The 22,052-nt window shown below is 71.9% G+C and carries 17 protein-coding genes; 5 read left to right on the top strand and 12 right to left on the bottom strand.

Translation table 11 applies throughout. The features are described 5' to 3' along the window. Positions 1-129: 129 nt before the first annotated feature. Positions 130-1,245: a metallophosphoesterase family protein gene (locus LZ198_RS09700; RefSeq protein WP_253971618.1), complete on the bottom strand. Its 1,116-nt coding sequence runs from the start codon at positions 1,243-1,245 to the stop codon at positions 130-132. Further along, complete coding sequence (locus LZ198_RS09705) at positions 1,242-2,564, bottom strand: hypothetical protein (protein ID WP_407667395.1); 1,323 nt, start codon at positions 2,562-2,564, stop codon at positions 1,242-1,244. Before LZ198_RS09705 ends, LZ198_RS09700 begins: the two co-directional genes overlap by 4 nt. Before the next feature lie 511 nt (positions 2,565-3,075). On the opposite strand from LZ198_RS09705, the gene LZ198_RS09710 reads away from it, so the two are divergent. After that, positions 3,076-5,844, top strand: coding sequence for a serine/threonine-protein kinase (locus tag LZ198_RS09710; RefSeq protein ID WP_256559396.1), 2,769 nt, complete (start codon positions 3,076-3,078; stop codon positions 5,842-5,844). A 325-nt stretch (positions 5,845-6,169) separates the two neighbouring features. Here the strand turns inward: LZ198_RS09710 and LZ198_RS09715 are convergent, their stop codons facing one another. Beyond that, on the bottom strand, positions 6,170-6,793 hold the full coding sequence (locus LZ198_RS09715) for an FMN-binding negative transcriptional regulator (protein ID WP_253971620.1): 624 nt from the start codon (positions 6,791-6,793) through the stop codon (positions 6,170-6,172). 155 nt (positions 6,794-6,948) lie between these two features. On the opposite strand from LZ198_RS09715, the gene LZ198_RS09720 reads away from it, so the two are divergent. After that, entirely contained in the window at positions 6,949-7,977 is a 1,029-nt protein-coding gene (locus LZ198_RS09720; protein WP_253971621.1) for a hypothetical protein, read from the top strand. Positions 7,978-8,070: 93 nt separating this feature from the next. On the opposite strand, the gene gyrB is transcribed toward LZ198_RS09720, so the two are convergent. Further along, positions 8,071-10,524: a DNA topoisomerase (ATP-hydrolyzing) subunit B gene (gene gyrB, locus LZ198_RS09725; RefSeq protein ID WP_253971622.1), complete on the bottom strand. Its 2,454-nt coding sequence runs from the start codon at positions 10,522-10,524 to the stop codon at positions 8,071-8,073. 156 nt (positions 10,525-10,680) lie between these two features. Beyond that, positions 10,681-11,139 (bottom strand): hypothetical protein, encoded by a 459-nt coding sequence (locus LZ198_RS09730; protein WP_253971623.1) that lies wholly within the window; start codon positions 11,137-11,139, stop codon positions 10,681-10,683. 99 nt (positions 11,140-11,238) lie between these two features. Here LZ198_RS09730 and LZ198_RS09735 point away from each other — a divergent pair, with 99 nt between their 5' ends. Then, entirely contained in the window at positions 11,239-11,991 is a 753-nt protein-coding gene (locus tag LZ198_RS09735; RefSeq protein WP_253971624.1) for a GNAT family N-acetyltransferase, read from the top strand. Positions 11,992-12,015: 24 nt separating this feature from the next. On the opposite strand, the gene LZ198_RS09740 is transcribed toward LZ198_RS09735, so the two are convergent. From LZ198_RS09740 to LZ198_RS09750, 3 genes are all read right to left on the bottom strand, one after another. After that, entirely contained in the window at positions 12,016-12,834 is an 819-nt protein-coding gene (locus tag LZ198_RS09740; protein ID WP_253971625.1) for a helix-turn-helix domain-containing protein, read from the bottom strand. A gap of 5 nt (positions 12,835-12,839) precedes the next feature. After that, positions 12,840-15,005, bottom strand: coding sequence for a cation:proton antiporter domain-containing protein (locus tag LZ198_RS09745; protein ID WP_253971626.1), 2,166 nt, complete (start codon positions 15,003-15,005; stop codon positions 12,840-12,842). A gap of 133 nt (positions 15,006-15,138) precedes the next feature. Continuing rightward, the gene (locus tag LZ198_RS09750; protein WP_253971627.1) at positions 15,139-15,507 is read right to left on the bottom strand and encodes a response regulator; all 369 of its coding nucleotides are present in this window, start codon (positions 15,505-15,507) and stop codon (positions 15,139-15,141) included. 553 nt (positions 15,508-16,060) lie between these two features. Between LZ198_RS09750 and LZ198_RS09755 the strand changes: the two genes are divergently transcribed. Together LZ198_RS09755 and LZ198_RS09760 are read left to right on the top strand one after the other, a co-directional pair. Next, positions 16,061-16,753, top strand: coding sequence for a ferritin-like domain-containing protein (locus tag LZ198_RS09755; protein WP_253971628.1), 693 nt, complete (start codon positions 16,061-16,063; stop codon positions 16,751-16,753). A gap of 13 nt (positions 16,754-16,766) precedes the next feature. Beyond that, the gene (locus tag LZ198_RS09760; RefSeq protein WP_253971629.1) at positions 16,767-17,468 is read left to right on the top strand and encodes a ferritin-like domain-containing protein; all 702 of its coding nucleotides are present in this window, start codon (positions 16,767-16,769) and stop codon (positions 17,466-17,468) included. A gap of 29 nt (positions 17,469-17,497) precedes the next feature. Here the strand turns inward: LZ198_RS09760 and LZ198_RS09765 are convergent, their stop codons facing one another. The 4 genes from LZ198_RS09765 to LZ198_RS09780 form a co-directional block, all read right to left on the bottom strand. After that, positions 17,498-18,121: a TIGR02265 family protein gene (locus LZ198_RS09765; RefSeq protein WP_253971630.1), complete on the bottom strand. Its 624-nt coding sequence runs from the start codon at positions 18,119-18,121 to the stop codon at positions 17,498-17,500. Between the two features lie 224 nt (positions 18,122-18,345). Beyond that, positions 18,346-19,506 carry a pyridoxal-phosphate-dependent aminotransferase family protein gene (locus LZ198_RS09770; RefSeq protein WP_253971631.1) on the bottom strand — a complete coding sequence of 387 codons (1,161 nt, stop codon included), beginning with the start codon at positions 19,504-19,506 and terminating at the stop codon, positions 18,346-18,348. Positions 19,507-19,624: 118 nt separating this feature from the next. Then, the gene (locus LZ198_RS09775; RefSeq protein ID WP_253971632.1) at positions 19,625-20,920 is read right to left on the bottom strand and encodes a M20/M25/M40 family metallo-hydrolase; all 1,296 of its coding nucleotides are present in this window, start codon (positions 20,918-20,920) and stop codon (positions 19,625-19,627) included. 108 nt (positions 20,921-21,028) lie between these two features. After that, complete coding sequence (locus LZ198_RS09780; protein WP_253971633.1) at positions 21,029-21,934, bottom strand: zinc metalloprotease; 906 nt, start codon at positions 21,932-21,934, stop codon at positions 21,029-21,031. Between the last annotated feature and the right edge of the window lie 118 nt (positions 21,935-22,052).

Raw genomic sequence — 22,052 nt, forward strand, 5'->3', positions numbered from 1 at the left:
CATCTGCTCACGTGTTCAGTGTCAGATCAAGAGGGTACGCTGCCAGGCCGGAAAGTCGGCCTCGCGCGCGTTTCGTGCCCCACACGGCCAGCGGCGCGCCTGTTCAGTGCCGCCCATTCCGGCCGCCGGTCAGTCCACGCGGATCAATGACACCTCGCGCAGCCCCTCGTCCGCGCTCACATCCACCGCCAGGTAGTGGCGCCCCACCCCGTCGAAGGTCTCCGGAATCGCGCCGCCCCCACCGGAGATGAAGGCGGGGATGCCCGCGTTGGTGAACGAGTAGTACGAGTGGATGTGCCCGTAGAGCGTGAGGTCCACGCCCGCGCGCGCCAGCTTCCCCACCAGCGCCGCGGACTCGCCCCGGTTCGCGAAGCCACCGCCGCGCAGGCCCACCGGGTCCTGCGGCGGGACGTGCATGGCCACCACGTGCGTGCCCTGACGCGAGGCCTCGAGCCAACCCTCGAGCTGCTCCTCCACGATGGGGTCCAGCGTGCCGTTGCTCGAGTCCACCACCGTGAAGCGCACGCCCTGGAAGACGAAGCTCTGGCTGCCCCGGCCCACCAGCGACGTGTACTCGCGCGCGTCCCCCGTGAAGGTCTCGTGGTTGCCCAGCGTGGCGTACAGCGGGATGCGCGAGCCGGCCTCCAGCCGCTCCTGGAACTCCATCAACTGCTCCCGCGTCCCGTTCTCCGTCAGGTCTCCCGCGAAGAGGATGAAGCGCAGGGAGTCGTCGCGCGTCAGGCGCGCGTAGATGTCCCCCACGCGCGGCAGCGCCTCCTGCACGTCCGCCAGCGCCGCGAAGCGGAACGGCGCCGAGGAGTCCCACCCCGGAGGCGCCACGCGCAACCGCGCCACCGCGCCCGCGCGCAGCGCCACGCGCCACATCTTCACCGTGGGCACCACCTGCGCCACCGGCTCCACCGCGAGCACCTCGCCGCCGTCCTCCAGCTCCGCCACGAGCTGCGCATCCGGCATCGCGTTGCGCACCGTCACCAGCCAGTCCGGCCGCGCGTCCGCGTCCAACGTGGCCCGCGCGGTGAACACCGGCGCGTTGCCCCACAACACCACCTCACCCGGCGCGACGCCGCGCACGGAGGCCAGCCCGCCCTCGACGACGAGCGACAACCCGCCGCCCTCGCCCAGCCCCACCTTCGCGTCGCGCACCGCGCGCTCCTCCGCCGGACGCAGACACGCCCCCAGCATCAGCCCCGCCACCAGCCCGACCACCAGGCCCACGCGCTTCATGCGTCACCATCCAGCGCGTAGATGAGCGACAGGCGCCCCACCAACGCGCCACCCGCCTGCATCTCCGCCGCCACACCCCAGCGTTCATCGAGCAGCACGCGGCCGCGCAGACCGAAGTTGCCCACCACGCCGCCGCCGAACGTGCGCAGCCCTCCGGCGAAGCCGTCCTTACGGTGGTCGTAGTAGAGCATCGCCTCGCCTCGCAGCGGCCCGCCGCGCCCCAGCCACACGCCGTAGCCGAACGTGAACAGCAACTGCTCGTGCAGGTTCCCGTCGTCCACGGGCCCCATGTAGCTGTAGCCCTGCAGCGCCATGCCGATGCTCGCCTCCGCGAACGAGCCCGCCAGCGCGGGGCTCACGCGCGCCATGGCGTAGCGGCCCCGCAGCCCCACCTCGCCACCGCCCACCGTGAAGCCCTCCGTGGGGAAGCGGTGGAACAGGCCGAACAGCTCCGCGTCCAGCGACGAGCCATCCGACCCACCGAGCCGACGCGCCGGCGCCCCGAGCAGCCGGTACGCGCCGCCCAGCCGCACCTGCGTGTTGCCCTCGTCCGGCGCGAAGCGCGCGGTCGCCTCCAGCGTCATCGTGTCGAGCCGCGCCCGCCCGCCCAGCGTCACGAAGTGGTCGTAGTCGAAGGACGTGTCGCTCACGTACTGGTAGCCCATCTCCAGCTCCAGCGGCGGCAGCGACGCGGCCGGCACGCCCGGGTCGAACGTGGGCGACACCACCGAGTAGAGGCTGGCCAGCGCGGAGACCCCGAACACGCTGAAGCCCGCGAGCGTCACCGCGTACAGCGGCGCGATGGTGCGCCGCGACGCCCCGGTGAGCACGATGGGCACGCCGCCCAGCGCGATGAGCCCCAGCCCCGTGCCCTCCATCGCGAACAGCCGCCCCGCCGTAGGCCCATCCCCCGCGACGAGCGGCGCCAGCCCGTGGAACAGCAGCCCCGGCACCACCGACACCGCCGCCGGCAGCACCCGGAACTCCTCGCGCCGCGCCAGGGGCGACAGCGGCTCCGACGACGGCCCGGGCACGGCGGGGGGCGGCACCGGCAACGACAGGGGCACGTCCGCCCCCGCCGCGGCCCCCGCCTCCCAGCCCGTCACGCGCTTCGCGGGGCCCACCGTCACCCGACCCGGCAGGTCTCTCGGGAGGTCCGTCCCGCCCAGCTCCGGCCCCCGCGACAGCAGGTCGAACGCCGACGGGCGGGTGGACTCCACCTCCTGGGCCCAGGCCCGGGGCGCCAGGGAGATCCACGCGCCCAGCAACATCCCCGAGACCACCTTCGCGCGCGGAGCCAGCCCGGACAGCATCGCCATCGCCTCGTTTCCTCCGGAATGGGCGCGATCACCCTTCCCGCCGCCGGCCTTCATAACCGGCAATCCGCGCCGCGCCGCACGAACCCCCGTGAAGAAATGTGAAGTGACCCGACAGAAGTTCCGTTCCGGGAGGGTCACACACCCGCAACCCATTGGAATCCCGAGTCGAAACGGGCGACATCCCCCGGACCCCGGACTATCCATCTCCCCTGACGAATCATTCTGAGAACCAACAGCCTTCAGTCCGAGAGGCGCTGTCCCCTGAGGTCATCCACACCCCAGTGGCTGGGATTGCGCCCTGGGGGATGGGCGGGCGCGGCGCGGGAAGGTGACCCACCACCTCCAGCGAAAACTTCGCGTGCGACGCGAGCCGGTTCCGGGACTTTCACCGGAAGAGGAGTATGCTCACTGTTTCACAACGACCTGACCTGGCCTTGTAACCGTGGCGGAATCCCCCCAGCCCCAGCAATTCGGTAAGTACGTCCTTCTTTCGAAGATTGCCGCGGGCGGCATGGCCGTTACCTACCGCGCCCGGATGACCGGAGCGGCGGGCGTCACCAAGCCGTGCGTCATCAAGCAGATCCTGCCGCACTACGTCGACGACCCGGACTTCGTCGAGATGTTCGTGGGCGAGGCGCGGCTGGTGGCCAGCATGAGCCACAGCAACATCGCCCAGGTCTTCGACTTCGGCGAGGTGGACGGCCAGTACTTCATCGCGATGGAGCTGGTGCAGGGCCAGCCGTTGTCGAAGCTGCTGCGGCGCGCGCAGAAGGCGGGCATGGGGTTGTTCCCCGAGGCGCTCGCGCTGCACATCGCCAGCAAGCTGTGTGACGGCCTGGACTACGCGCACCGCCACGTGGGCGAGGACGGCCAGGAGATGGGGCTCGTCCACCGCGACGTGTCGCCGGACAACGTCCTCATCTCCTACGAGGGCGAGGTCAAGGTCATCGACTTCGGCATCGCCAAGGCGACGAGCGCGGTGGAGGCGAAGACGTCGCCCGGCACGCTCAAGGGCAAGTACCCGTACTTCTCCCCGGAGCAGGCGCAGGGCCGGCAGGACCTGGACTCGCGCACGGACGTGTACGCGGCCGGCGTGGTCCTCTACGAGATGGTGTGCGGCAAGCGCCCGTACGAGGGCGAGTTCGTCACCGTCCTGCCGCGCATCCTCACCGGCGACTGCCTGCCGCCCTCGGCGCTCAACTCGTCGGTGACGCCGGACGTGGAGACGGTCATCTCCCACGCCATGGCGCTGGACCGCGAGGTCCGGTACCAGACGGCGAAGGAGCTGAGCGAGTCGCTGGTGGAGCTGCTCTACCGCGACAACCCGCGCTTCACGCCCGCGCTGCTGTCGCAGTTGATGGCCTACCTCTTCTCCGAGGAGCTGGCGGCCGAGGGCCGCAAGGTGGAGGTGACGCCCGCCTTCAAGGAGCAGGTGGCCCTGTGGCAGAGCAGCGCCGTGGAGTCCTCCGCCGGACGCGCGCGCCCCGTCTCCTCCGGCTCCGGGAGCATCCGCCCCTCCAGCTCCGGCCTGCGCTCGCGGCCGGGCAGTGACGGGGGCATGCCCGCCAGCGAGGGTGGCACGCGCCGGCCCGTCACGGGCAGCGCTCCGGGTGGCCGCAAGGTCACGAGCGCGGGGAGCATGCGTCGGGTGACGAACCCGAACATGGCCCGCGCGGACACCGGGTCGATGCGCCGCCCCGTCACCAGCGAACGCCCGGGCCCGCCCGTGCCGAACCTGCCGGACGAACCGGACACCGACGCGGCCCACCTCATCCAGACGATGGTCCCCACCGTCGTCCCCGCCGCCGTGGCGACGCTGGCCGCGCCGCACGACACGCCCATCGAGACCCCCGCGACCGCCGCGGCCGCCGCGGCCCAGGGTGGCGCGCCCGTCGTGGCGCGCACGTACACCGGCGCGGGCTACCGCACGACGGTGGACGAGGCGCGCGAGAAGCTGAAGCAGGAAGAAGAAGAGGCGCGCGCCAAGCAGCAGAAGGCCGTGAAGACGATGAGCCTCTACGTGTTCGGCTCGGCCATCGTCCTGCTGTTCATCGCGCTCTTCTACCACTTCGTCATCAAGTCGGACGCGCCCGGCGCGGGCGCCCACCCCACGGGCACCCTGTGGTTGACCTCCGTCCCCGCGGGCGCCGCGGTGAAGCTCAACGGCCGGGACGTCACGGGCAAGACGCCGCTGATGGTGGAGGGTGTCCTCATCGGCGAGGCCAACACGCTCGTCCTCACGCTGCCGGGCCACCTGGCGTGGACGCGCCGCTTCACGCCCGCCTCGGCGATGATGGAGCCGATGAACGCGGAGCTGCAGAAGCTCGCCACGCCTGCGGCGGAGGCCCCCCCGCCGCCCGTGCTGAAGACCGCCACGGACACGCCGCCGGCGGGCGAAGCCGTGGCCGCGGCCCCCGTCGCCGCGGACGCGGGCAGCGTGCCCCCGGACGCCGACGGCGGCGTCGCGGAGAAGGTGGCGCAGGGCGAGGCGAAGCCCCCGGAGAACGCGGAGCCGAAGTCGGACGCCTTCCGGGAGATGAACGAGGTGGACTACCCCACCCGCCTGCTGGTGCTGCGGCCCATGTTCAACGCCGCGCCCATCCCCGAGTACCCCGCGGCCACCATCGACCTGAACCCGACCGTCTCCTACTCCATCTGGACGCAGGGCAGCGCGTCGCTCGCCGAGGGCCGCAACACCGCCTCCGGCACGCTCGTGTACTTCGCGGAGGGCGACGGCCCGGTCGACGACAGCTTCGGCCTCTTGAGCAACTCGACGCGCACCGTGAAGGGCGCGCGCAAGCTGCATGTCTTCGCCATCGACGACAACGGCCCCGAGGACAACGAGGGCACCATCCAGGTCGTCGTCCGCCAGTCCGCCTACGTCCCGCCGCGCTCGCTCACCTTCGACGCGAAGGCGAACGCGTTCCAGCTCAAGCCCGAGCACAAGGTGCTGCTGCGCGGCCTCAACCCGCGCGCCACGTACCTGTTCACCGTGCGCGACGACTTCGCGGAGCTGCGCCCGGGCGCCAACGGCCGCGTCCAGCAGGTGCTGTGCGTGGAGCGCGGCACCTCGCCCGTGTCGGCGCGCGTGTCGCACCGGCTCCTCGAGACGGGCAAGCGCTACCAGGTCACCGGCGCCGAGGACGTGAGCTGCTTCTTCCCGGACACCCGCCGGGGCGACAACCAGGGCGCGCTCGAGGTGGACGTGGTGGACGTCACCACGCTGTCCCGCAAGGAGCGCACCCAGGCCCTGCGTGGCTCGCGCCGCGCGGAGCGCTGAGCCCCCCACGCACCCAGCAGCCGGGCGGACGGGCCCCACCCGCTCCGCCCGGTGTGCGGGCCTGCGTCGGAGCCTCGCGCCGGGAGCCCGGCCCCGCGCATTCCCCCACCGGGTCGCGGTGTCCAACCTTCCCGGAGCCGCGCTCCTCGCGGCGCCCCCTCCCGGGGACGTCTCCACGAGGGCGGCCAAGCTTTCCGGACGGGTTCCTCCGTAAGGGCCAGCGAGGGCCGAGGCAGGACGGTCGGCCCGGCTCGACAAGACGGGAAAGGCACGTGGGCGCGGAGCCGAAGGAGGGCACCGGGCCCACGAGTCTATCCAGGCCCCGTCACCGCTCGCGCGAGCGCATCAACCCCGCCAGCGCCAGGTCGTCCGGGCGCTGGCCACGCTCCAGGCCGTCGATGACGCCGCGCCGGTCCGCCTCCGACTTGTTCTGGCTGAGCTTGAACTTGCCCTCCAGCCGCGACACGCGCAGGTCGAACGCGACGATGCCGCCCATCAACCGCCGCACATACTCCTCCGCCTGGGCCGGCGCCCACGGCGGCGCGTTGCCCGCCTCGTAGCGCGCGGCGGTGTCGCGCAGGATGCGCAGCACCGCGTCCGGCGCGTCGAGGACCTGGACGCGGCCATAGGCATGCACGGTGGCGTAGTTCCACGTGGGCACCTGGGGCGCACTCGCATACCAGGTGGGCGACACGTAGCCGTGCGGGCCCTGGAAGATGGCGAGCACGTCGCGCTCGGCGCGGAAGCTCCGCCACTGGGGGTTCGGCAACGCCATGTGGGAGAGCAGGTGGACCTCCCCCGCCGCGTCGCGCTCCACCAGGAAGGGCAGGTGCGTGGCGAAGGGCGCGCCGTCCTCCCCCACCGGCACCAGCGTGGCGAACGCATGGGCGCGCATGAGGGGCAGGAGCTGCTCCAGGTCCTGCTCCTGGAAGTGGCGTGGGATGTACATGCCGCCATGCGTCCCCCAGGACCACACGCCGCGTCAATCCCGACCGGCCTCGCGGCGCGGACCGCTTAAGGAAGTCGCAAGGTTCGCCTCCTACCTTGGGCATGGGCGCGGGGCCGGCCATGCGCCTTTCGAAGTCCATGCATCCGGAGTCACCCATGAGACTCAAGGCAGGTTTGTCGGCCGCCGCGCTGCTCGTCGCGGGTTGTTCCCAGCAGTCGCCGGAGTCGTCCAACACCCCCGAGTCCTCCGCCACCGTCGCGGTGGCCGCGGCGATTGGCGAGGCCCAGTCCGCGGACGTCCCGCTCGGCGCCCGCTTCCTGGGTGGCTTCCCCCTGGAGGTCCGTCGCTGGGAGCACGAGGGCCAGCAGTGTGACGACGCGCCGGAGACGGCCACCGTGGAGGTGTGCGGTCAGGCGTATCCGTCCGAGCTGCACCTGTCCTGGAGCGACTGCCAGGCCCGCGTCCGAGGGCGGGGCGGCTGTGGCTGGAACCGGGGCGGCCCCGGGGCTCCGCCCCCTCCCGCGGCCGACGACGCCGGCACCCCCACGGAGGACGGCGGCATGGTGTCCGCCGGCACGGTGGACGTGGTGACGGCCATCACCCCCGAGGAGGCGTGCGGAGAGCACGCGCCGCTGCGCTTCGAGCAGCAGTCCACCCACGACATCACCCACACCGCGACGGACGGGCAGCGCGCGCGGATGACGGGCAACGTGAGCTCCACCACGGTGCGCATCCCAGGCGCGGAGACGCTCAGCCGCGCCGCGACCTTCGACACCACGCGCACGCACCTGGACGCGGAGGGCGCCGTCCTCGACAGCCTCCACCTGGCGGGCAACCTGTCCGAGGTCTTCGACCCGACGGCCACCACGCCCACGCGCACCAGCAACGGCACCCTCACCGCCACGCTCGCGGACGGCAGCGCGTCCACCGTGACGCTGACCGACATCGTCCGCGTGCCGCCGTCCACCTGCGCGTGGCCGGTGTCCGGGACGGAAGCACGCACCCTGGCGGACGGCACCGTGCACACGCTCGTCTTCGGCCCCGAGTGCGGCCAGGCCACGCTCGACGACGAGGCCATCACCCTGCCCTCGCGCCCCATGGGCCCCCGTGACGGCGGCTTCGGCGGCAGGCCCCCGGGCGGCGGTGGCCAGGGCGGCGGCGGGCCCCGTCCCGGCCACCCCTGAGCGCGGCGACGGCCCGAAACGACACGGGGCGCGGTGCCTGTGCGGCGCCGCGCCCCGTTGCTCGTCACGGGCCGCCCGAGCGGCCCGACACGCTCAGATGTCGAGGTTCTGCACGTCGAGCGCGTTGCGCTCGATGAACTCGCGGCGGGGCTCCACCGCCTCGCCCATCAGCAGCGAGAAGATTTCGTCGCTCTCCACCGCGTCCTCCACCCGCACCTGGAGGAGCGTGCGCGTGGCCGGGTTCATGGTCGTCTCCCAGAGCTGCTCCGGGTTCATCTCGCCCAGCCCCTTGTAGCGCTGCATGCCCAGGCCCTTCTGCGCGTCCTTGCGCAGGGCGGCGTGGACCTCCTGCACGGAGAACGCCGTCACGCTGCCGCCGTCCACCTTCACCACGTAGGGCGCCTTGCCCAGCGAGTCGAAGGAGGCGCGCAGCGACAGCAGGTCCTGGTACTCGGGCGACGACAGGAACGCGTGGTCGAACACCGTGTCGCGCATGGCGCCGTTCACGTCCGAGCGGAAGACCAGCTTCTTGCCCTGGTGCTCGGAGTCCACCACCGCCTCGTGCTCCACGCGGCCCAGCACGTCCGGCATGCGGCGCTTGAACTCGGCGTAGGCGCCCTGCACCGCCGCCTCCAGCGCCGCCTCGTCGTTCAGCATGTCCGCCGTGAGGCGGCCACCCTGGACCACCGCGTCCACCACGCGCGCGTCGCGGCGCTTGGCCTGCTTCTCCAGGCGCTGCTCGTAGGTGATGACCTTCTCCAGGAGCGCCTTCAGGTCGGCGCCGCCCAGCTCACCCGCGGGCGTCAGCACCCGGCCGTGCTCGGTGGCGATGCCCAGCAGGTACTCGTCCAGCGCGCGCTGGTCCTTGACGTACTTGTCCTTCTTGTTGCGCGTGACTTTGTAGAGCGGCGGCTGCGCGATGTAGAGGTAGCCCTTCTGCAGCAGCTCCGGCATCTGGCGGAAGAAGAAGGTGAGCAGCAGCGTGCGGATGTGGCTGCCGTCCACGTCCGCGTCCGTCATCAGGATGATGCGGTGGTAGCGCGCCTTCTCCGGGTCGTAGTCCTCCGCGCCGATGCCCGTGCCCAGCGCGGTGATGAGCGTGACGATTTCGGCGCTCGTCAGCATCTTCTCGAAGCGCGCCTTCTCCACGTTCAGGATCTTCCCGCGCAGCGGGAGGATGGCCTGGTTGCGCCGGTCGCGGCCCTGCTTCGCGGAGCCACCTGCGGAGTCACCCTCGACGATGTACAGCTCGCTCTCGTTGGGGTCGCGGCTCTGGCAGTCCGCGAGCTTGCCGGGGAGGCCGCCGCCGTCCAGCACGCCCTTGCGGCGCACCGTCTCGCGCGCCTTGCGCGCGGCGATGCGGGCGCGACAGGCGTCGCCGATCTTCACCACGACCTTCTTGGCGACCAGCGGCGTCTCTTCCAGGAAGGAGCCGAGCTGGTCGTTCACCATCTGCTCGACCAGGCCCTTCACCTCGCTGTTGCCCAGCTTGGTCTTCGTCTGGCCCTCGAACTGGGGGTTGGGCAGCTTCACGGAGATGACGGCGGAGAGGCCCTCGCGCGCGTCCTCGCCCGTGGGCGCCTCCTTCAGGTCCTTCCAGAGGCCGCCCTTCTCCGCGTAGCTGTTGAGCGTGCGCGTCAGCGCCGCCTTGAAGCCGGACAGGTGGCTGCCACCCTCGTGGGTGTTGATGTTGTTGGCGAAGGTGTAGATGCGCTCGTCGTAGCCGTCGTTCCACTGCATGGCCAGCTCGAGCGACACGCCGTCCTTCTCCACCTTGAAGGAGATGGGCTTGTCGTGGAGGACGGTCTTCGACTTGTTGAGGTACTCCACGAACGAGGAGATGCCTCCGTCGAACTTGAAGTCGTGCTCCTTGTTCGTGCGCTCGTCGCGGATGGAGATGTGCAGCCCCGCGTTGAGGAACGCCAGCTCGCGCAGGCGCTGGCTGAGCGTCTCGAAGTTGAAGTCCACCACCTCCATCACGGTGTTGTCCGGCTTGAACGCCACCGTGGTGCCGCGCTTGTCGGTGGTGCCCACCTCCTGCGGCGCGCTCAGCGCAACGCCGCGGGCATACGACTGCTCGTACACCTTGCCGGAGCGCTGGACGCGGACCTTGAACCACTCCGAGAGGAAGTTGACGCAGGTGACGCCGACGCCGTGCAGACCGCCGGAGACCTTGTACGCGCCGTTGCCGAACTTGCTGCCGGCGTGCAGCTCCGTGAGGACGACCTCCAGGGTGTCCTTGCCCTTGAACTTGGGGTCCGGGTGCGGCCCCACGGGGATGCCGCGGCCGTTGTCATACACGCTCAAGGAACCATCCACGTGGATGGTGACCTCGATGTCCGTGCAGAAGCCCGCGAGCGCCTCGTCCACCGCGTTGTCGACGACCTCGTAGACGAGCTTGTGGAGCCCGTAGGTCATCGTGTCGCCGATGTACATGCCGGGACGCTTGCGGACGGCCTCGAGGCCCTCCAGCTTGGTGATGCTGTCGGTCCCATAGTCCACGGGCGGCGGAGCAGCCGCGGCGCCGGTAGCGGGGGTCTTTTCCATGTGAAGCTGTCCTTGGGAAAAGGAGCCTTGCAACAAGCCTGTGCCTACCATCTCGGGGCACACTGAACAAGATTATCGAGGCCACGCAAGGCTGCGTAAATATTCGTGAAAATCGTTGCGCCGCCCCCTCGGCGGGCGCTGCCCGGAAACCGGGCGTCAGGCGTCGAATCGCGACGGCGGAAGGCGGTCCTCCAGCGCCGCGATCAGCTCTTCGAAAACAGCCTTGCGGGCGAAGAGATGCCGGGTGACGAGCACGCGGCCCTCTTCCTTCAGGAACAGACCGAGCACGTCTCCCCTCCGGCCGAGCCGGCGCACGGAATCAATCTGGCCCCAGTGCAGGTCCAGCTCGCGGGCGCTGAAGGGACGGGCCACGCGCACGCCGCGCGTGTCGAGCGTCACGCCCCACCCCGAGCGGGGCCGCAGCCGGTGGAAGGCGAGCAGGAAGGCCAGCATCAACCCCAACGAGACGCCGGCGCGGGCCATGGCGAGGGTGCCGCCGCCGGAGCGCGCGTCCGCGAGGGCCCAGGCCGTCAGGACCGCCAGGACGCACGCGCCCAGGAACAGGCCGATGCGGGTGGCACGGGGGTCGAAGGCGTAGAAGCGGGGGCTGCTCATGTGTGCGGACGCACCCTAGCCGTCCTGGAGGACGAGCGCGCGGTTTTGCTCGGGGGCTGTTCGAAGCCCGGCGCGCCCGCCCTACGCTGGGCGCGCCCCATGACCGATGCCGAACTGAACCAGCGCCTGCTCACCAACGTCATCGCCTTCAAGCACCTGCAGCGGGAGCGGGGGCTGCTGACGCACTGGGGGCGTCCGGGACTGGACGCCTTCGCCCTGCCCGGCCACCCCGCCGAGGCGCACTTCCAGCAGGCCTACTTCGCGGACGCGGGCGCGCTGGAGGCGGGCCTGCCCGCGCTGGCGGACTTCTACCAAAGCCAGGGCGTCACCGCCTGGCGCGTCGCGGTGACGCCGGGCCAGGAGGCCGGGGCCCCGGTGCTGGAGGCCGCGGGCTACCGCCCCGACAACCGTCTCCCCGGCATGGGGCTGGCCCTGGCGGACGTGCCCGACGCCCCGCCCCGCCTCGCGCTGGACACGCCGGACACCCAGGACGTGCTGGTGGACCTGAACATCCGCGTGTGGGGGAAGTGGGACGACATCCTCACCGTGTGGAAGCGCCCGCCTCGCCTGCCCGTGCACACGTTGGTGGCGCGCGAGCAGGGGGTCCCCCTCGCCTGCGGCTTCTCGCTCGACGTGGACGACACCGCGGGCGTGTACATGGTCGTCACCGCGCCGGAGGGGCGGGGACGGGGGCTCGCCTCGGAGGTGATGAAGGGGCTGCTCTGCGGCGCCCGCGCGCGGGGCATGGCGGCGTCCGTCCTCCAGGCCACCGAGGAGGGCCGCGGCGTGTACCGGCGCCTGGGCTACCGCGAGCTGGGCGACCTGGAGAACTGGGTGTTCCGCGTGCCGTGAGGGGGCCGGCCGCGGGCCCGGTCGTCAGCGCAGGGCCTCCAGCTCCTCGAGGAGGGCCAGCACCTGGGAGGGCTGCCGCGCGTCGGCGAGCCGCTCCGACAGGCCTCGCGACGCGAGCCGGGCCACGTGCGCCATGCGCACCAGCCGGGCGCGGCCACGCTCGCCGTCCACCGCCGCCACGACGAGGCGCAGGGGCTGGTCGTCCGGCGTCTCCACCTTCAGCCCTCGCGCCAGCGTCACCAGCGCCGCCACGGGCTCCGTGCCCGGCAGCGAGGCGTGGAGCACCGCCACCCCGCCCCCCACGGTGCACGAGGACTCGTCGGCGCACTGGCGCAGGGCCTTCGCCAGGGCCTTCGCGTCGGCCCCCGGCACGGCCTCCGCCAGCCTGCCCGCCACGACGTCCAGCAGGTCCGCCCGGTCCTCGTGGGAGAGCTGGAGCACGATGCGCTCCGGGGACAGGAGCGGCGCCAGCGCCGGCACCGCCGCGTCGACCGGCTCCCCGCGCGTGGGGAACTCCGCGTCGAGGAAGTCCCGCACCCGGGCCAGTTGCACACCGGAGAGCCTGCGACGCGCCATCTCCAGGAGCAGCGTGCTCGCGCCCGGTACGGCCTCCACGTAGTCCGCCACGTAGGGGTTCACCCGGTTGGCCACGTCCATCAACAGCGCGGGGGGGACGTCCAGCTCGCGGGCGATGGCCGCCAGCCGCTCCGCCGTGGGGGGCGCGTCCACGCCGTGCTCCACGCGGCTCAGGTACGCGCTCGACACGCCGATGCGCCGGGCCATGTCCCTCAGGGACACGCCCGCGTCCACCCGCAGCAACCTCAGGGTCGCGCCCAGGTGCATGACGTTCAGCTCCTCGAGGAGGCCGCCACCGGGGCCACCGGCTCCGCCTCCACCACGGCCTCCACCACCGGCTCGGGCTCGCGGACCACCAGGAGCGAGCCCGGCGCGTCCCGGACGATGCGCTCGCGCTGGATGCCGAAGAGCCGGTCCTCCAGGCCCCACTCGACGCCCACGCCCACCACCACCAGGTCGTAGCCGCCCTCGCGCGCCTCCTGCAGCGCGGCGTCCTCGGGCGACTCGTGGCGCACCACCTTCAGGCGCACGCCCACGCCCTCGGTGGCGGGGAACAGCTCCTCCACCTGCGCGCGCGCGCCCTGGCTGTCGCGCGAGGTGACGTGCAGCACGGTGACCTCCGCGCCCGAGTGCTTCTTCAGCCGCCGCGCCAGCTTGAGCGCCGCCCGGTCGTGCCGGCTGCCGATGAAGGGCACCAGCACCCGCCTCACGTCCGACAGGCCGCGGTCCACCAGCACCGCCACCGTCGAGGACGCCGCCTCCATCACCTCGTGCACCGTGCCGCCCAGCACCGTCTGGCTGAACAGCGGCTTGTGCCAGCCCAGCAGCACCAGGTCCGCGTGCTTGGCCTGCGCCGTGCGGCAGATGTCCTGCGCGGGCTCACCCGACACGAAGGACAGCGGACGCACCGCCAGGCCCAGGTTCTTCGCCCGGCCCAGCAGCGGCGCCAGGGCGCTCTCGCCGACGTCGCGCTCGCCCTCCAGCAGCGCGTCCTGGGAGGGCTCCGGCTCGCGGCGCAGCGACACCCGCTCCGGGGACACCAGGTGCAGCGCGTGGAGCTGGGCGTCCTCTCCCTCCGACAGCGCCTTGGCCAGGTGGGCCATGCCGGGGCCCGCCTGCTGGTGCGACACGCACATCAGCACCGTGTAGGGCGCCGCGCCTCCCGCGACCGGCGCGGGGGCGTCCAGCGGCACCAGCCGGTCCTTGGCGATCTCCTCCGTGGGGTAGATGAGGCGCAGCAGCGGCGTGGTCATGAACGTCGTCACCAGCGCCATCAACACCATCATCGTGAACAGCGTGGGCGAGATGACGCCCAGGTCCAGGCCCAGGTTGAGGACGATGAGCTCCATCAGCCCGCGCGTGTTCATCAGCACGCCGATGGCGCCCGCCTCGCGCCAGCGCAGGCCCGTCATCCGCGCCGCCACCGCGCTGCCGCCGAACTTGCCCACGCAGGCCAGCAGGATGATGACCCCACACGTCACCCACGACTCGGGCGTGTTGAGCAGGCCCACCTGCGTGCGCAGGCCGCTGAAGGCGAAGAAGATGGGCAGCAGCAACACCACCGCCACGTCCTCCAGCTTCTCCACCAGCGCCGCCGCCAGCCCGCCCTCCTTGGGGATGACCGCGCCGAAGAGGAACGCGCCGAACAGCGCGTGGATGCCGATGAGCTCCGTCGCCCAGGCGGACGCCATCAGGAGCAGCAGCGTGCCGGCCACCACGTTCTGGGTGAGGCCCTCGCGGCTGGCCACCCGGGCGCCCAGGCGCGCCAGGAACGGGCGCACCGCCAGGAGCATGAAGGCGATGTAGCCCATGGCGAACACCGTGGTGAGCGCCGCGTGCGCCAGGTCCGACGCGCGCACGATGGACACCACGAAGGCCAGCAGGCACCACGCCGTGACGTCATCCACCGCCGCGCAGGTGATGGCGATGGCCCCCAGGCGCGACTGCAACAGCCCCCGCTCCGTGAGGATGCGCGCCAGCACCGGGAAGGCGGTGATGCTCATCGACACGCCCATGAAGAGCACGAACGACGAGAACGGCACCGTCGGGCTCGACAGGCTCTTGTAGAGCCACAGCGCGCCCGCGACGGCGCCCAGCGCGAAGGGGACGACGATGCTCGTGTGGCTGATGGCCACCGACGCGTGCCCGCGACCCTTGAGCATCTTCGGGTCCAGCTCCAGGCCGATCAGGAACATGAACAGCACCAGGCCCACCTGGCTGAGCATCTTCAGCACGGGCAGCGAGCTGCTGGGGAACAGCGCGTTCATCACGTCCGGGGCCAGCCAGCCGAGCAGCGAGGGCCCCAGGACGATGCCCGCGACCACCTCCGCGATGACCAGCGGCTGCCCCAGCCAACGCGTACCGCGCCCTATGAGCCGGGACACGCCGATGATGACCATGAGCTGCATGAGCAGCAGCGTGAGCTCGTTGGCGTGCATCCATCCCTCCGTCGAAGACGTGCGTGTTAAGTGGGCACTTACCAGCACCTCTCGCGGAGCGTCAAACCTCGATTGCGCCCGCCTGCTTCCGCGCGCGCGGGCATGTCGGAGAGCAGGCAGACACCGTGAACGCTCAGGCCGCGCGGTGGCGGTTCACGGCGTCCAGCAGCGTGTCCACGTCGACGGGCTTGCGCAGGTGTCCACACGCGCCGATTTCATCCGCCACCTGGCGCGCGTTGGCGGACGCGGAGAAGACGAGCACGGGGATGTCGCGCCACGCGGGCACCTGGCGCATGGCGCGCGCGAAGCCCGCGCCGTCGAGCACGGGCATCATCATGTCCAACAGGACGAGGGTGGGCCGCGTCGCCGCGCCACCGAGGACCTCCAGCGCGTGGCTGCCGTTGTGGGCCCCCATCACCTCGTAGCCCGCGTCCCGCAGCACTTCCTCCAGCGCCTCGCGCAGGTCCGCGTCGTCGTCCACCACCAGCAACGGCCCACTCACTCACTCGCCTCCTTCGTCTCGCCGCCACCCCGTGCGCGCGGCCCGCGTGGGCGCGCGCCCGTGTCGGGAAGAGCCTAGCGCGTGGACCCGACGGATGGGGCGTCCCACGCGAGCAGAAGGGGGCTGTCCCCGCTCCGTCCGGCCCCACCGGAATCCAGGTGTTGAGCATCCGCCAATATCCAGCGCGGGCGCCGGTTGCATCCTCGGATTCCATGAAACGGGTTCCATGGAACAGCCCGGGCAGGCACGGGGCCGGGCGCTCCGACTCCCGACCGGGCGCGCGCCGACACGCCCTCGTGACACGCGGACGGCGACGGGGCCGCTCCCATGGACTGGAATCCGTGCCAGTCCCTTGGAGGCGTCGTCACGCGGACGGCCTCCGACCCCGGAGACCTAAGGGTCCCGGGCACCGCGCGCCGCGACTGTCCTCGGGACGAAGCGCGCCCTCGGGTCGCACGGCGCCGTCACCCGGCTTCACGTACAGCGTGCGGTGCCGGCGAGTCATCCATGGGGGACGCCGGCGCCTCTCCATCCGCCCCTCGGACGACGCACCATGACCGACGATTCCTCTCGCCGCGACGCGCTCCGGAGCCTCTCCGCCGCCGCGGGCCTCGTGCTCCCGACCGGGCGCCTGTCGCCCAAGCTCCCGCGCGGCGCCCCCGACGACCGCGCGGTGCTGCGCGCGCTGCTCACCACCGAGCGCGACACCCTCAAGACGTACGACGTCGTCCTCGCCGCCATCGACGCGGTCTCCAGCACCGACCCCCTCTTCCTCTTCCAGGGCGTGCTCAAGGCCACGGCCCTCCACTTCCGCGACCACCACCGCGAGCACGCCACCCTGGTGGTCCGCTACCTCACCCAGCAGGGCGGCACCGACGACGTGGGCGAGGGACAGGCCCACATCCCCGCGGGCTTCGTCCCCTCGCTCCAGAACGTCATCGACCTGGCGACCAACGCGGAGAAGGACGCCGCGCTCGCCCATGGCGAGGCCCAGAAGACGCTGACCGAGGGAGGCAACGCGGGGCTCGCCTCCGCCATCAGCGCCACCGAGTCCCAGCACTTCGTCCTGCTCGACCTGGTCGCCCGGGGCTTCGTGCTCCCTCCCGCCGCCACCGCCCACCAGCCCGCGGACGCGCTCGCCGCCTCCACCGCCCGGCTCGTGCCCCGCGCCTTCGTCGTCACCCAGGGCGACTCGCCCGGCCTCGAGGACGAGCGCGACCTGCCCTTCCACGACGTGAGCCGGTGAGGGGGATTCCACCATGAAGACACCGAACCGCCGTCAGCTCCTGCTGGGCCTGTCCACCCTGGCCGCCTCGTCCGCGCTCACCGCGTGCGGCGACGGCTCGCTCCGAGACCCCGACCGCCCCTTCAACAACGCCCTCGACCTCGCGCGCGAGGCCAGCATCCTCAACACGCTGCTCGCGCTCGCGCTGGAGGCCGTCGACGGCTACACCCAGGGCCTCGAGTCCCTGGCCCGCCTGCGCGACGACCCCACCCGCGCGAGCGAGGAGCGGGACGCCGCCGGCCTCGCGCACGACGTGGCCACCGCGTTCCAGCGGCACCACGCCGACCACGCCGAGCTGCTGACGAAGGTGGTGCGGGCGCTGGGCAGCACGCCCCTGCGCGCGGAGGACGCGCGCTTCAAGTCCCCCTCCGGGTTCTCCCCCTCCGTCGGAAACCTCCTGAAGCTGGGCGCCAACGAGGAGCGCCGCGCCGCCATCGGCTTCAACGTCGTGGTCCAGGGGCTGGCGCGCGCGGAGCACCGCTTCATCGCCGCCTCCATCGAAGGCAACCTGGCCCAGCACTACGTGGTGCTCGAGGCCCTCGTCGGGGCGCTCGTCGCCCCCACGCCCGGGTTCGACCCCGCGACGGCCGTCACCCAGGCCTACGTGGCCTCCACCGCCGACGTCGGCGGCGGCCCGGGGCTCCAGGAGCTGCCCGACCTGGCCGTCGACGACTGACCGCCCGCGCGGGACACGGGCCTTGCGCCCTACGCGAGCGCCTGCTGCGTCCAGGTCACGTCGAACTCGCTGTCCAGCATGGCCACCTGGCGCCCCCGCACGCGCACGTCGCGCGCGCCCACGGACTCCAGCGCGCACGCCAGCACACCCTCGTGGTACGCCACCGGCATGAAGTCGCGGCGCATGACGAAGCGCGCGCTCGACTCCGCCGTCCACAGCGGGTAGCGCTCGCCGTAGCTCACCGCCACCCGGTACGCCTCGCCCAGCGACTCCAGCAGCCGGCGCGGACTGCCCGCCGCGTCCCGCACCAGCTCCTGGCCGAACTGCGACCCCATGAAGTCCTCGGAGGCCTGCTCGCCCATGCGCCGCAGCACCCGGTCGAAGCCGTTGAGCTGCGGGCTGAGCAGCCGCGCCGCCGTGGACATCATCCGCAGGTAGCGCGCCACCGGGTACATGTGGAACGGGTGGATCTCCCACATCCCCGCCACGCCCTGGCACCGCGCCACGGAGCCCTGGCCACCCAGGCTCGACACCACGCTCAGCGCGCCCTGGAAGAACATGCCCCGGGCCTGGTCGTCGTTCGTCGCGGCGAGCCGACGCTGCTCCAGCTCCCACGCCGCGCCGCCGCAGCTCGATTCCGTGCCCATGTGCATGACCATCTCCCGGGGAGGCTTCAACGCTCGCTCACACGGGGGGACATGCCCGGCATTCGGAACTCAGTTACAGGAATCGCCGGAATCCCCCCACTTCCTGGATAGCAACCCTCTCATATTTTTTCACTCCTGTCGAATGATTCCTGGCGACCCTGGGGTTCCAAGAGGTTTCGTGCAGCACACGAACCCCTTGGATTCCGGGCGGAAATGGGTGCCGATCGACACTACCGGGCGACGAGGGCGGACTCGGCGGCGGCGACGCCCGCACCGGGCTCCACGCGGTGGCCGGCGGCGACGAGGGCCCGCTCCACGGCGCCCACGGCGGCCAGCAGGTCCGCCGGGCCCACGCGGTTCATGTGGCCCACGCGGAAGTAGCGGGACTTGAGGTCGGGGTGCAGGCCCCCGGCGACGACCACGCCCTGGGCCTTCACCTGGCCCACGAAGGCCGCGTCCACGCCGTCCGGGTAGTACAGGGCGCTCAAGAGGTGGGCGGCCACGGCGTCCGAGGTGGGCAGCATGCGCAGGCCCAGGCCCTTCCACGCGGCGCGGAAGGCGAGCGCCATGCGGCGGTGGCGGGCGAAGCGGGCCTCCAGTCCCTCCGCGAGAATCTGCCCCAGGCTCACGTCCAGCGCGTAGACGAGGTTGACGGGGGGCGTGGCGAAGTATGCGGGCTTGCCCGCCTCGTAGGCCTCCATGATGGGCAGCCACTCGGCCCAGTCCGCGTACACGCTGGCCACCGGCGCCTTGCGCTTCCGCCACGCCTCCAGCGCGCGCGGCCCCGCCGTCAGCAGCGCCAGCCCCGGCGGCACGCCCACCGCCTTCTGGCTGGCGGTGAGGTACACGTCCGCGCCCCAGTCGTCCTGGTGGAAGGCCTCGCCGCCGGTGGCGCACACGCCGTCCACCACGCTCAGCACGCCGTGCTTGCGCGCGGCCCGCACCAGCCCCTCCACGGGCGCCAGCACGCCGGTGGACGTGTCCACGTGGGTGACGGTCATCAGCTTGAAGCCGCCCGCCACCAGCGCCGTCTCCACCTCGTCCACGCTCGGCGCGTCCCCGGGCGCCGCGCGCACCTGCGTCACCTTCGCGCCGTGCCGCTCGAGGATCTTCACCATCCGGTCGCTGAAATAGCCCGTGTTCACCACCAGCGCGGTGTCGCCGGGCTCGACCAGGTTGGCCACCGCCAGCTCCATGGCCAGCGTGCCGGAGCCCGACACGACGAAGGGCTGGGCGGAGGGCGCCAGGCACACCTCGCGCAGGCGCTTCAGCGCGCGGCCGAAGATGGCGATGAAGGCCGGGTCCGTATGGCCGAGCGTGGGCAGGGCCAGCGCCTGGAGCACCTCCGGCTCGAACTCCACGGGCCCCGGAATCATCAGCAGGTCTCTCACGGTGTCACCACTCCTCGAGGGTGCCCGGACGCCCACGGGGGCCCGGGCCGTTCACGGCAGTCACACTACATAGGGAGTCCCGGCCCCGGGCGGAACCACACTTCGGGGCCGGTTGCGCTCACAGTCGCACCAACAGCTCCCGCAGGATGGCGAAGCCCTGGCGGAAGTCCTCCAGCCGGGCCTGCTCGTTGGGCGCGTGGTAGTACTTCATCTCCCCGAAGCCCGTTATCTGCACGTCACACCCCTGGCGCTGCAGGTCCCTCACCAGGGGCAGCGAGCCGGTGAGCGAGAACGGCTGCGCGTCCACCCCGCGCACCGCCTTCATCGCGTCCTTCAACGCCCGCAGGCCCGGCGAGTCCAGCTTGCAGGCGATGCCCTCCGTGCCGTTGCCCTGGAAGCGCAGGGACAGCGTGCCGCGCCGGCCGTCCTCGGTGCGCGTCCGGGGGAAGCCCGGCGGCGCGTCGCCCCGCTCCAGCCGCGCGTCCAGCTCCTGGATGAAGGCCTCCGCCGCCCGGCGCACCTCCGCCAGGTCGTGGAAGGGCGTCAGGCGGATGTCGCCGCGCACGGTGACGTCCGCGGGAATCTTCGTCTCCTTGGTGTTGGGCGCCTCCACCACCGTGGCCTTCAGGCTGGAGGAGGCCAGGAAGCCCCAGCGCTGCTCGTCGTCGGAGGCCGGGTAGCGCGCGTGGAACCAGCGCGCCAGCTCCAGCGACGCGGCCATGCCCAGCTCCAGCGCGTTGACGCAGTTCTGCGGCATGCCCGAGTGCCCGCCCACGCCCGTCACCTTCAGCGCCCACAGGTGGATGCCGCCGGTGCCCACGGTGGGGCCGAAGTTGGCGCTGTCGAGCCAGAACACCGGGTGGCCCACCAGGTCCTTCAGCCGCCCGGCCTCCGCGACGTAGCCCAGCCCCAGGCCCGGCAGGTCCGTGGACTCCTCGTTGGCGATGAGCACCACCTTCAGCGTGCGGCGCGGGCGCACGCCCTGCTCCGCCAGCTGCGCGAGCAGGTCCGTGGCCACCGCGACGTGGCCCAGGCAGTCCGTGACGCCGCGGCCGTAGAGGGTGCCGTCCGGGCCCTCCCACAGCGTGAAGGGGTCGCGCTCCCAGCCTTCCGCCTCGCGGTCCGCGGGCACCACGTCGAAGTGCGCGCCCACGAAGCCCACCGCGCCCTCGCCCGTGCCCTTCACGGTGAGCACCAGGCTGGGCCGCGACTCGCACCCCGGCGCGGCGAGCGCCTCCGCGTGGATGAAGCCGCTGGCGATGTGCGGCGCCAGCGTGTCGAGCACCACCTGCGCGGCCAACCGCTCCTCCGGCACCAGGCCACCGCCCGGGTTGTTCTGCAGCCGCGGCGTCAGCGCGATGAGGCGCCGCAGCACCTCCAGGAAACGGTCCTCACGAAGCGTCAATGCTTGCATGGCGCGGATTGGAGCCCAGGCCGCGCGCGGAAGTCACTGAAAACGACGACGCCGGAGCGTGAGGAGGCGCTCCGGCGTCGAGGGACTGCCCACGGCTGACAGCGTGCGTCAGCGGTACGTCAGCGCCTGCGAGTCCATGCGCGCCGTCTGGCCGGCGGTGAACGTGTTCATGCAGGAGTCGTCCGTGTAGTCCATGAAGTTGGTGATGGGGTCGTTGCCCGCGGAGGAGCAGGTGTTGCGGCCCGTGGGGCAGCCGTACGCGGGGGACGCCTCCGCCGGGGTGTCGCTGACGGAGTCCCCCGAGCCGGAGCAGCCGCCCTGGAACGTGTGGTACAGGCCCAGCCAGTGGCCGATTTCGTGCGTGCCGGTGTCGCCCAGGTTGTACGGGGACGCGGTGCCGCCCGGCACGCTGCTGAAGAGGATGACCACGCCGTCCTGCGTGGGGTTGCTGGCGTAGCTGGAGGGGAAGGTCGCCCAGCCCAGCAGGCCGCCGCTCAGGTTCGCGGAGTAGATGTTGAGCGCGTTCTTGCCGCCCTTGCGCAGGGTGGTCTTCATGTTGCGCTCGTTGGTGCTGCCCGACGCCAGGTTGTACCAGGACGCGTTGGTGGTGCGGTCCGTCGCCGTCAGCACGAACTTGAACGGCGTGTTCGCGTAGGCGGCGTTCAGCACGTTCATCTGCGCGGTGATCTGCGAGTCGGGGATGTCGCCGTTCGCGATGCCCGTGCCCTTGTTGATGACGTGGAAGTAGACGGGGATGGAGACCGACCCGTTGGCCCGCACCATGGCGCTCACCACGCGCTCCTGCGCGTAGCGCTCCTCCATCCGCGCCCGCTCCGCCTCGGACGGGTTCACGCCGCAGCCGCGGCCAACCGCCTGCTGCGTGGGCTGCCCCTCCTCCGCCGGCGGCGTGGTGGGCTCCGGCTGCGACGACGGAGCGTTGGAACAGCCGGACAGCGCGACGAGGCCACCCACCAGGACCGCGAAACCACCGGTGCGACGAACGAGACGAGACATTCCAGACTCCTCTGGAAAATCGGGGGAGTCGGAATTCTCATGATTGAAACCCCATACGTCAAACGGGTCCCAGAGACCCCGTCCGGGGGTCGGTGGGCGCGGCGCCTCCCGGGCCGGG

The organism is Myxococcus dinghuensis, assembly GCF_024198235.1.
GTDB lineage: Bacteria > Myxococcota > Myxococcia > Myxococcales > Myxococcaceae > Myxococcus > Myxococcus dinghuensis.

Excerpts from the sequence above, each read along its gene's own strand:
- LZ198_RS09700 (WP_253971618.1), bottom strand. The coding sequence starts at position 1,245 with ATGAAGCGCGTGGGCCTGGTGGTCGGGCTGGTGGCGGGGCTGATGCTG.
- LZ198_RS09705 (WP_407667395.1), bottom strand. The coding sequence starts at position 2,564 with ATGGCGATGCTGTCCGGGCTGGCTCCGCGCGCGAAGGTGGTCTCGGGG.
- LZ198_RS09710 (WP_256559396.1), top strand. The coding sequence starts at position 3,076 with ATGGCCGTTACCTACCGCGCCCGGATGACCGGAGCGGCGGGCGTCACC.
- LZ198_RS09715 (WP_253971620.1), bottom strand. The coding sequence starts at position 6,793 with ATGTACATCCCACGCCACTTCCAGGAGCAGGACCTGGAGCAGCTCCTG.
- LZ198_RS09720 (WP_253971621.1), top strand. The coding sequence starts at position 6,949 with ATGAGACTCAAGGCAGGTTTGTCGGCCGCCGCGCTGCTCGTCGCGGGT.
- gyrB (WP_253971622.1), bottom strand. The coding sequence starts at position 10,524 with ATGGAAAAGACCCCCGCTACCGGCGCCGCGGCTGCTCCGCCGCCCGTG.
- LZ198_RS09730 (WP_253971623.1), bottom strand. The coding sequence starts at position 11,139 with ATGAGCAGCCCCCGCTTCTACGCCTTCGACCCCCGTGCCACCCGCATC.
- LZ198_RS09735 (WP_253971624.1), top strand. The coding sequence starts at position 11,239 with ATGACCGATGCCGAACTGAACCAGCGCCTGCTCACCAACGTCATCGCC.
- LZ198_RS09740 (WP_253971625.1), bottom strand. The coding sequence starts at position 12,834 with ATGCACCTGGGCGCGACCCTGAGGTTGCTGCGGGTGGACGCGGGCGTG.
- LZ198_RS09745 (WP_253971626.1), bottom strand. The coding sequence starts at position 15,005 with ATGCACGCCAACGAGCTCACGCTGCTGCTCATGCAGCTCATGGTCATC.
- LZ198_RS09755 (WP_253971628.1), top strand. The coding sequence starts at position 16,061 with ATGACCGACGATTCCTCTCGCCGCGACGCGCTCCGGAGCCTCTCCGCC.
- LZ198_RS09760 (WP_253971629.1), top strand. The coding sequence starts at position 16,767 with ATGAAGACACCGAACCGCCGTCAGCTCCTGCTGGGCCTGTCCACCCTG.
- LZ198_RS09765 (WP_253971630.1), bottom strand. The coding sequence starts at position 18,121 with ATGCACATGGGCACGGAATCGAGCTGCGGCGGCGCGGCGTGGGAGCTG.
- LZ198_RS09775 (WP_253971632.1), bottom strand. The coding sequence starts at position 20,920 with ATGCAAGCATTGACGCTTCGTGAGGACCGTTTCCTGGAGGTGCTGCGG.
- LZ198_RS09780 (WP_253971633.1), bottom strand. The coding sequence starts at position 21,934 with ATGTCTCGTCTCGTTCGTCGCACCGGTGGTTTCGCGGTCCTGGTGGGT.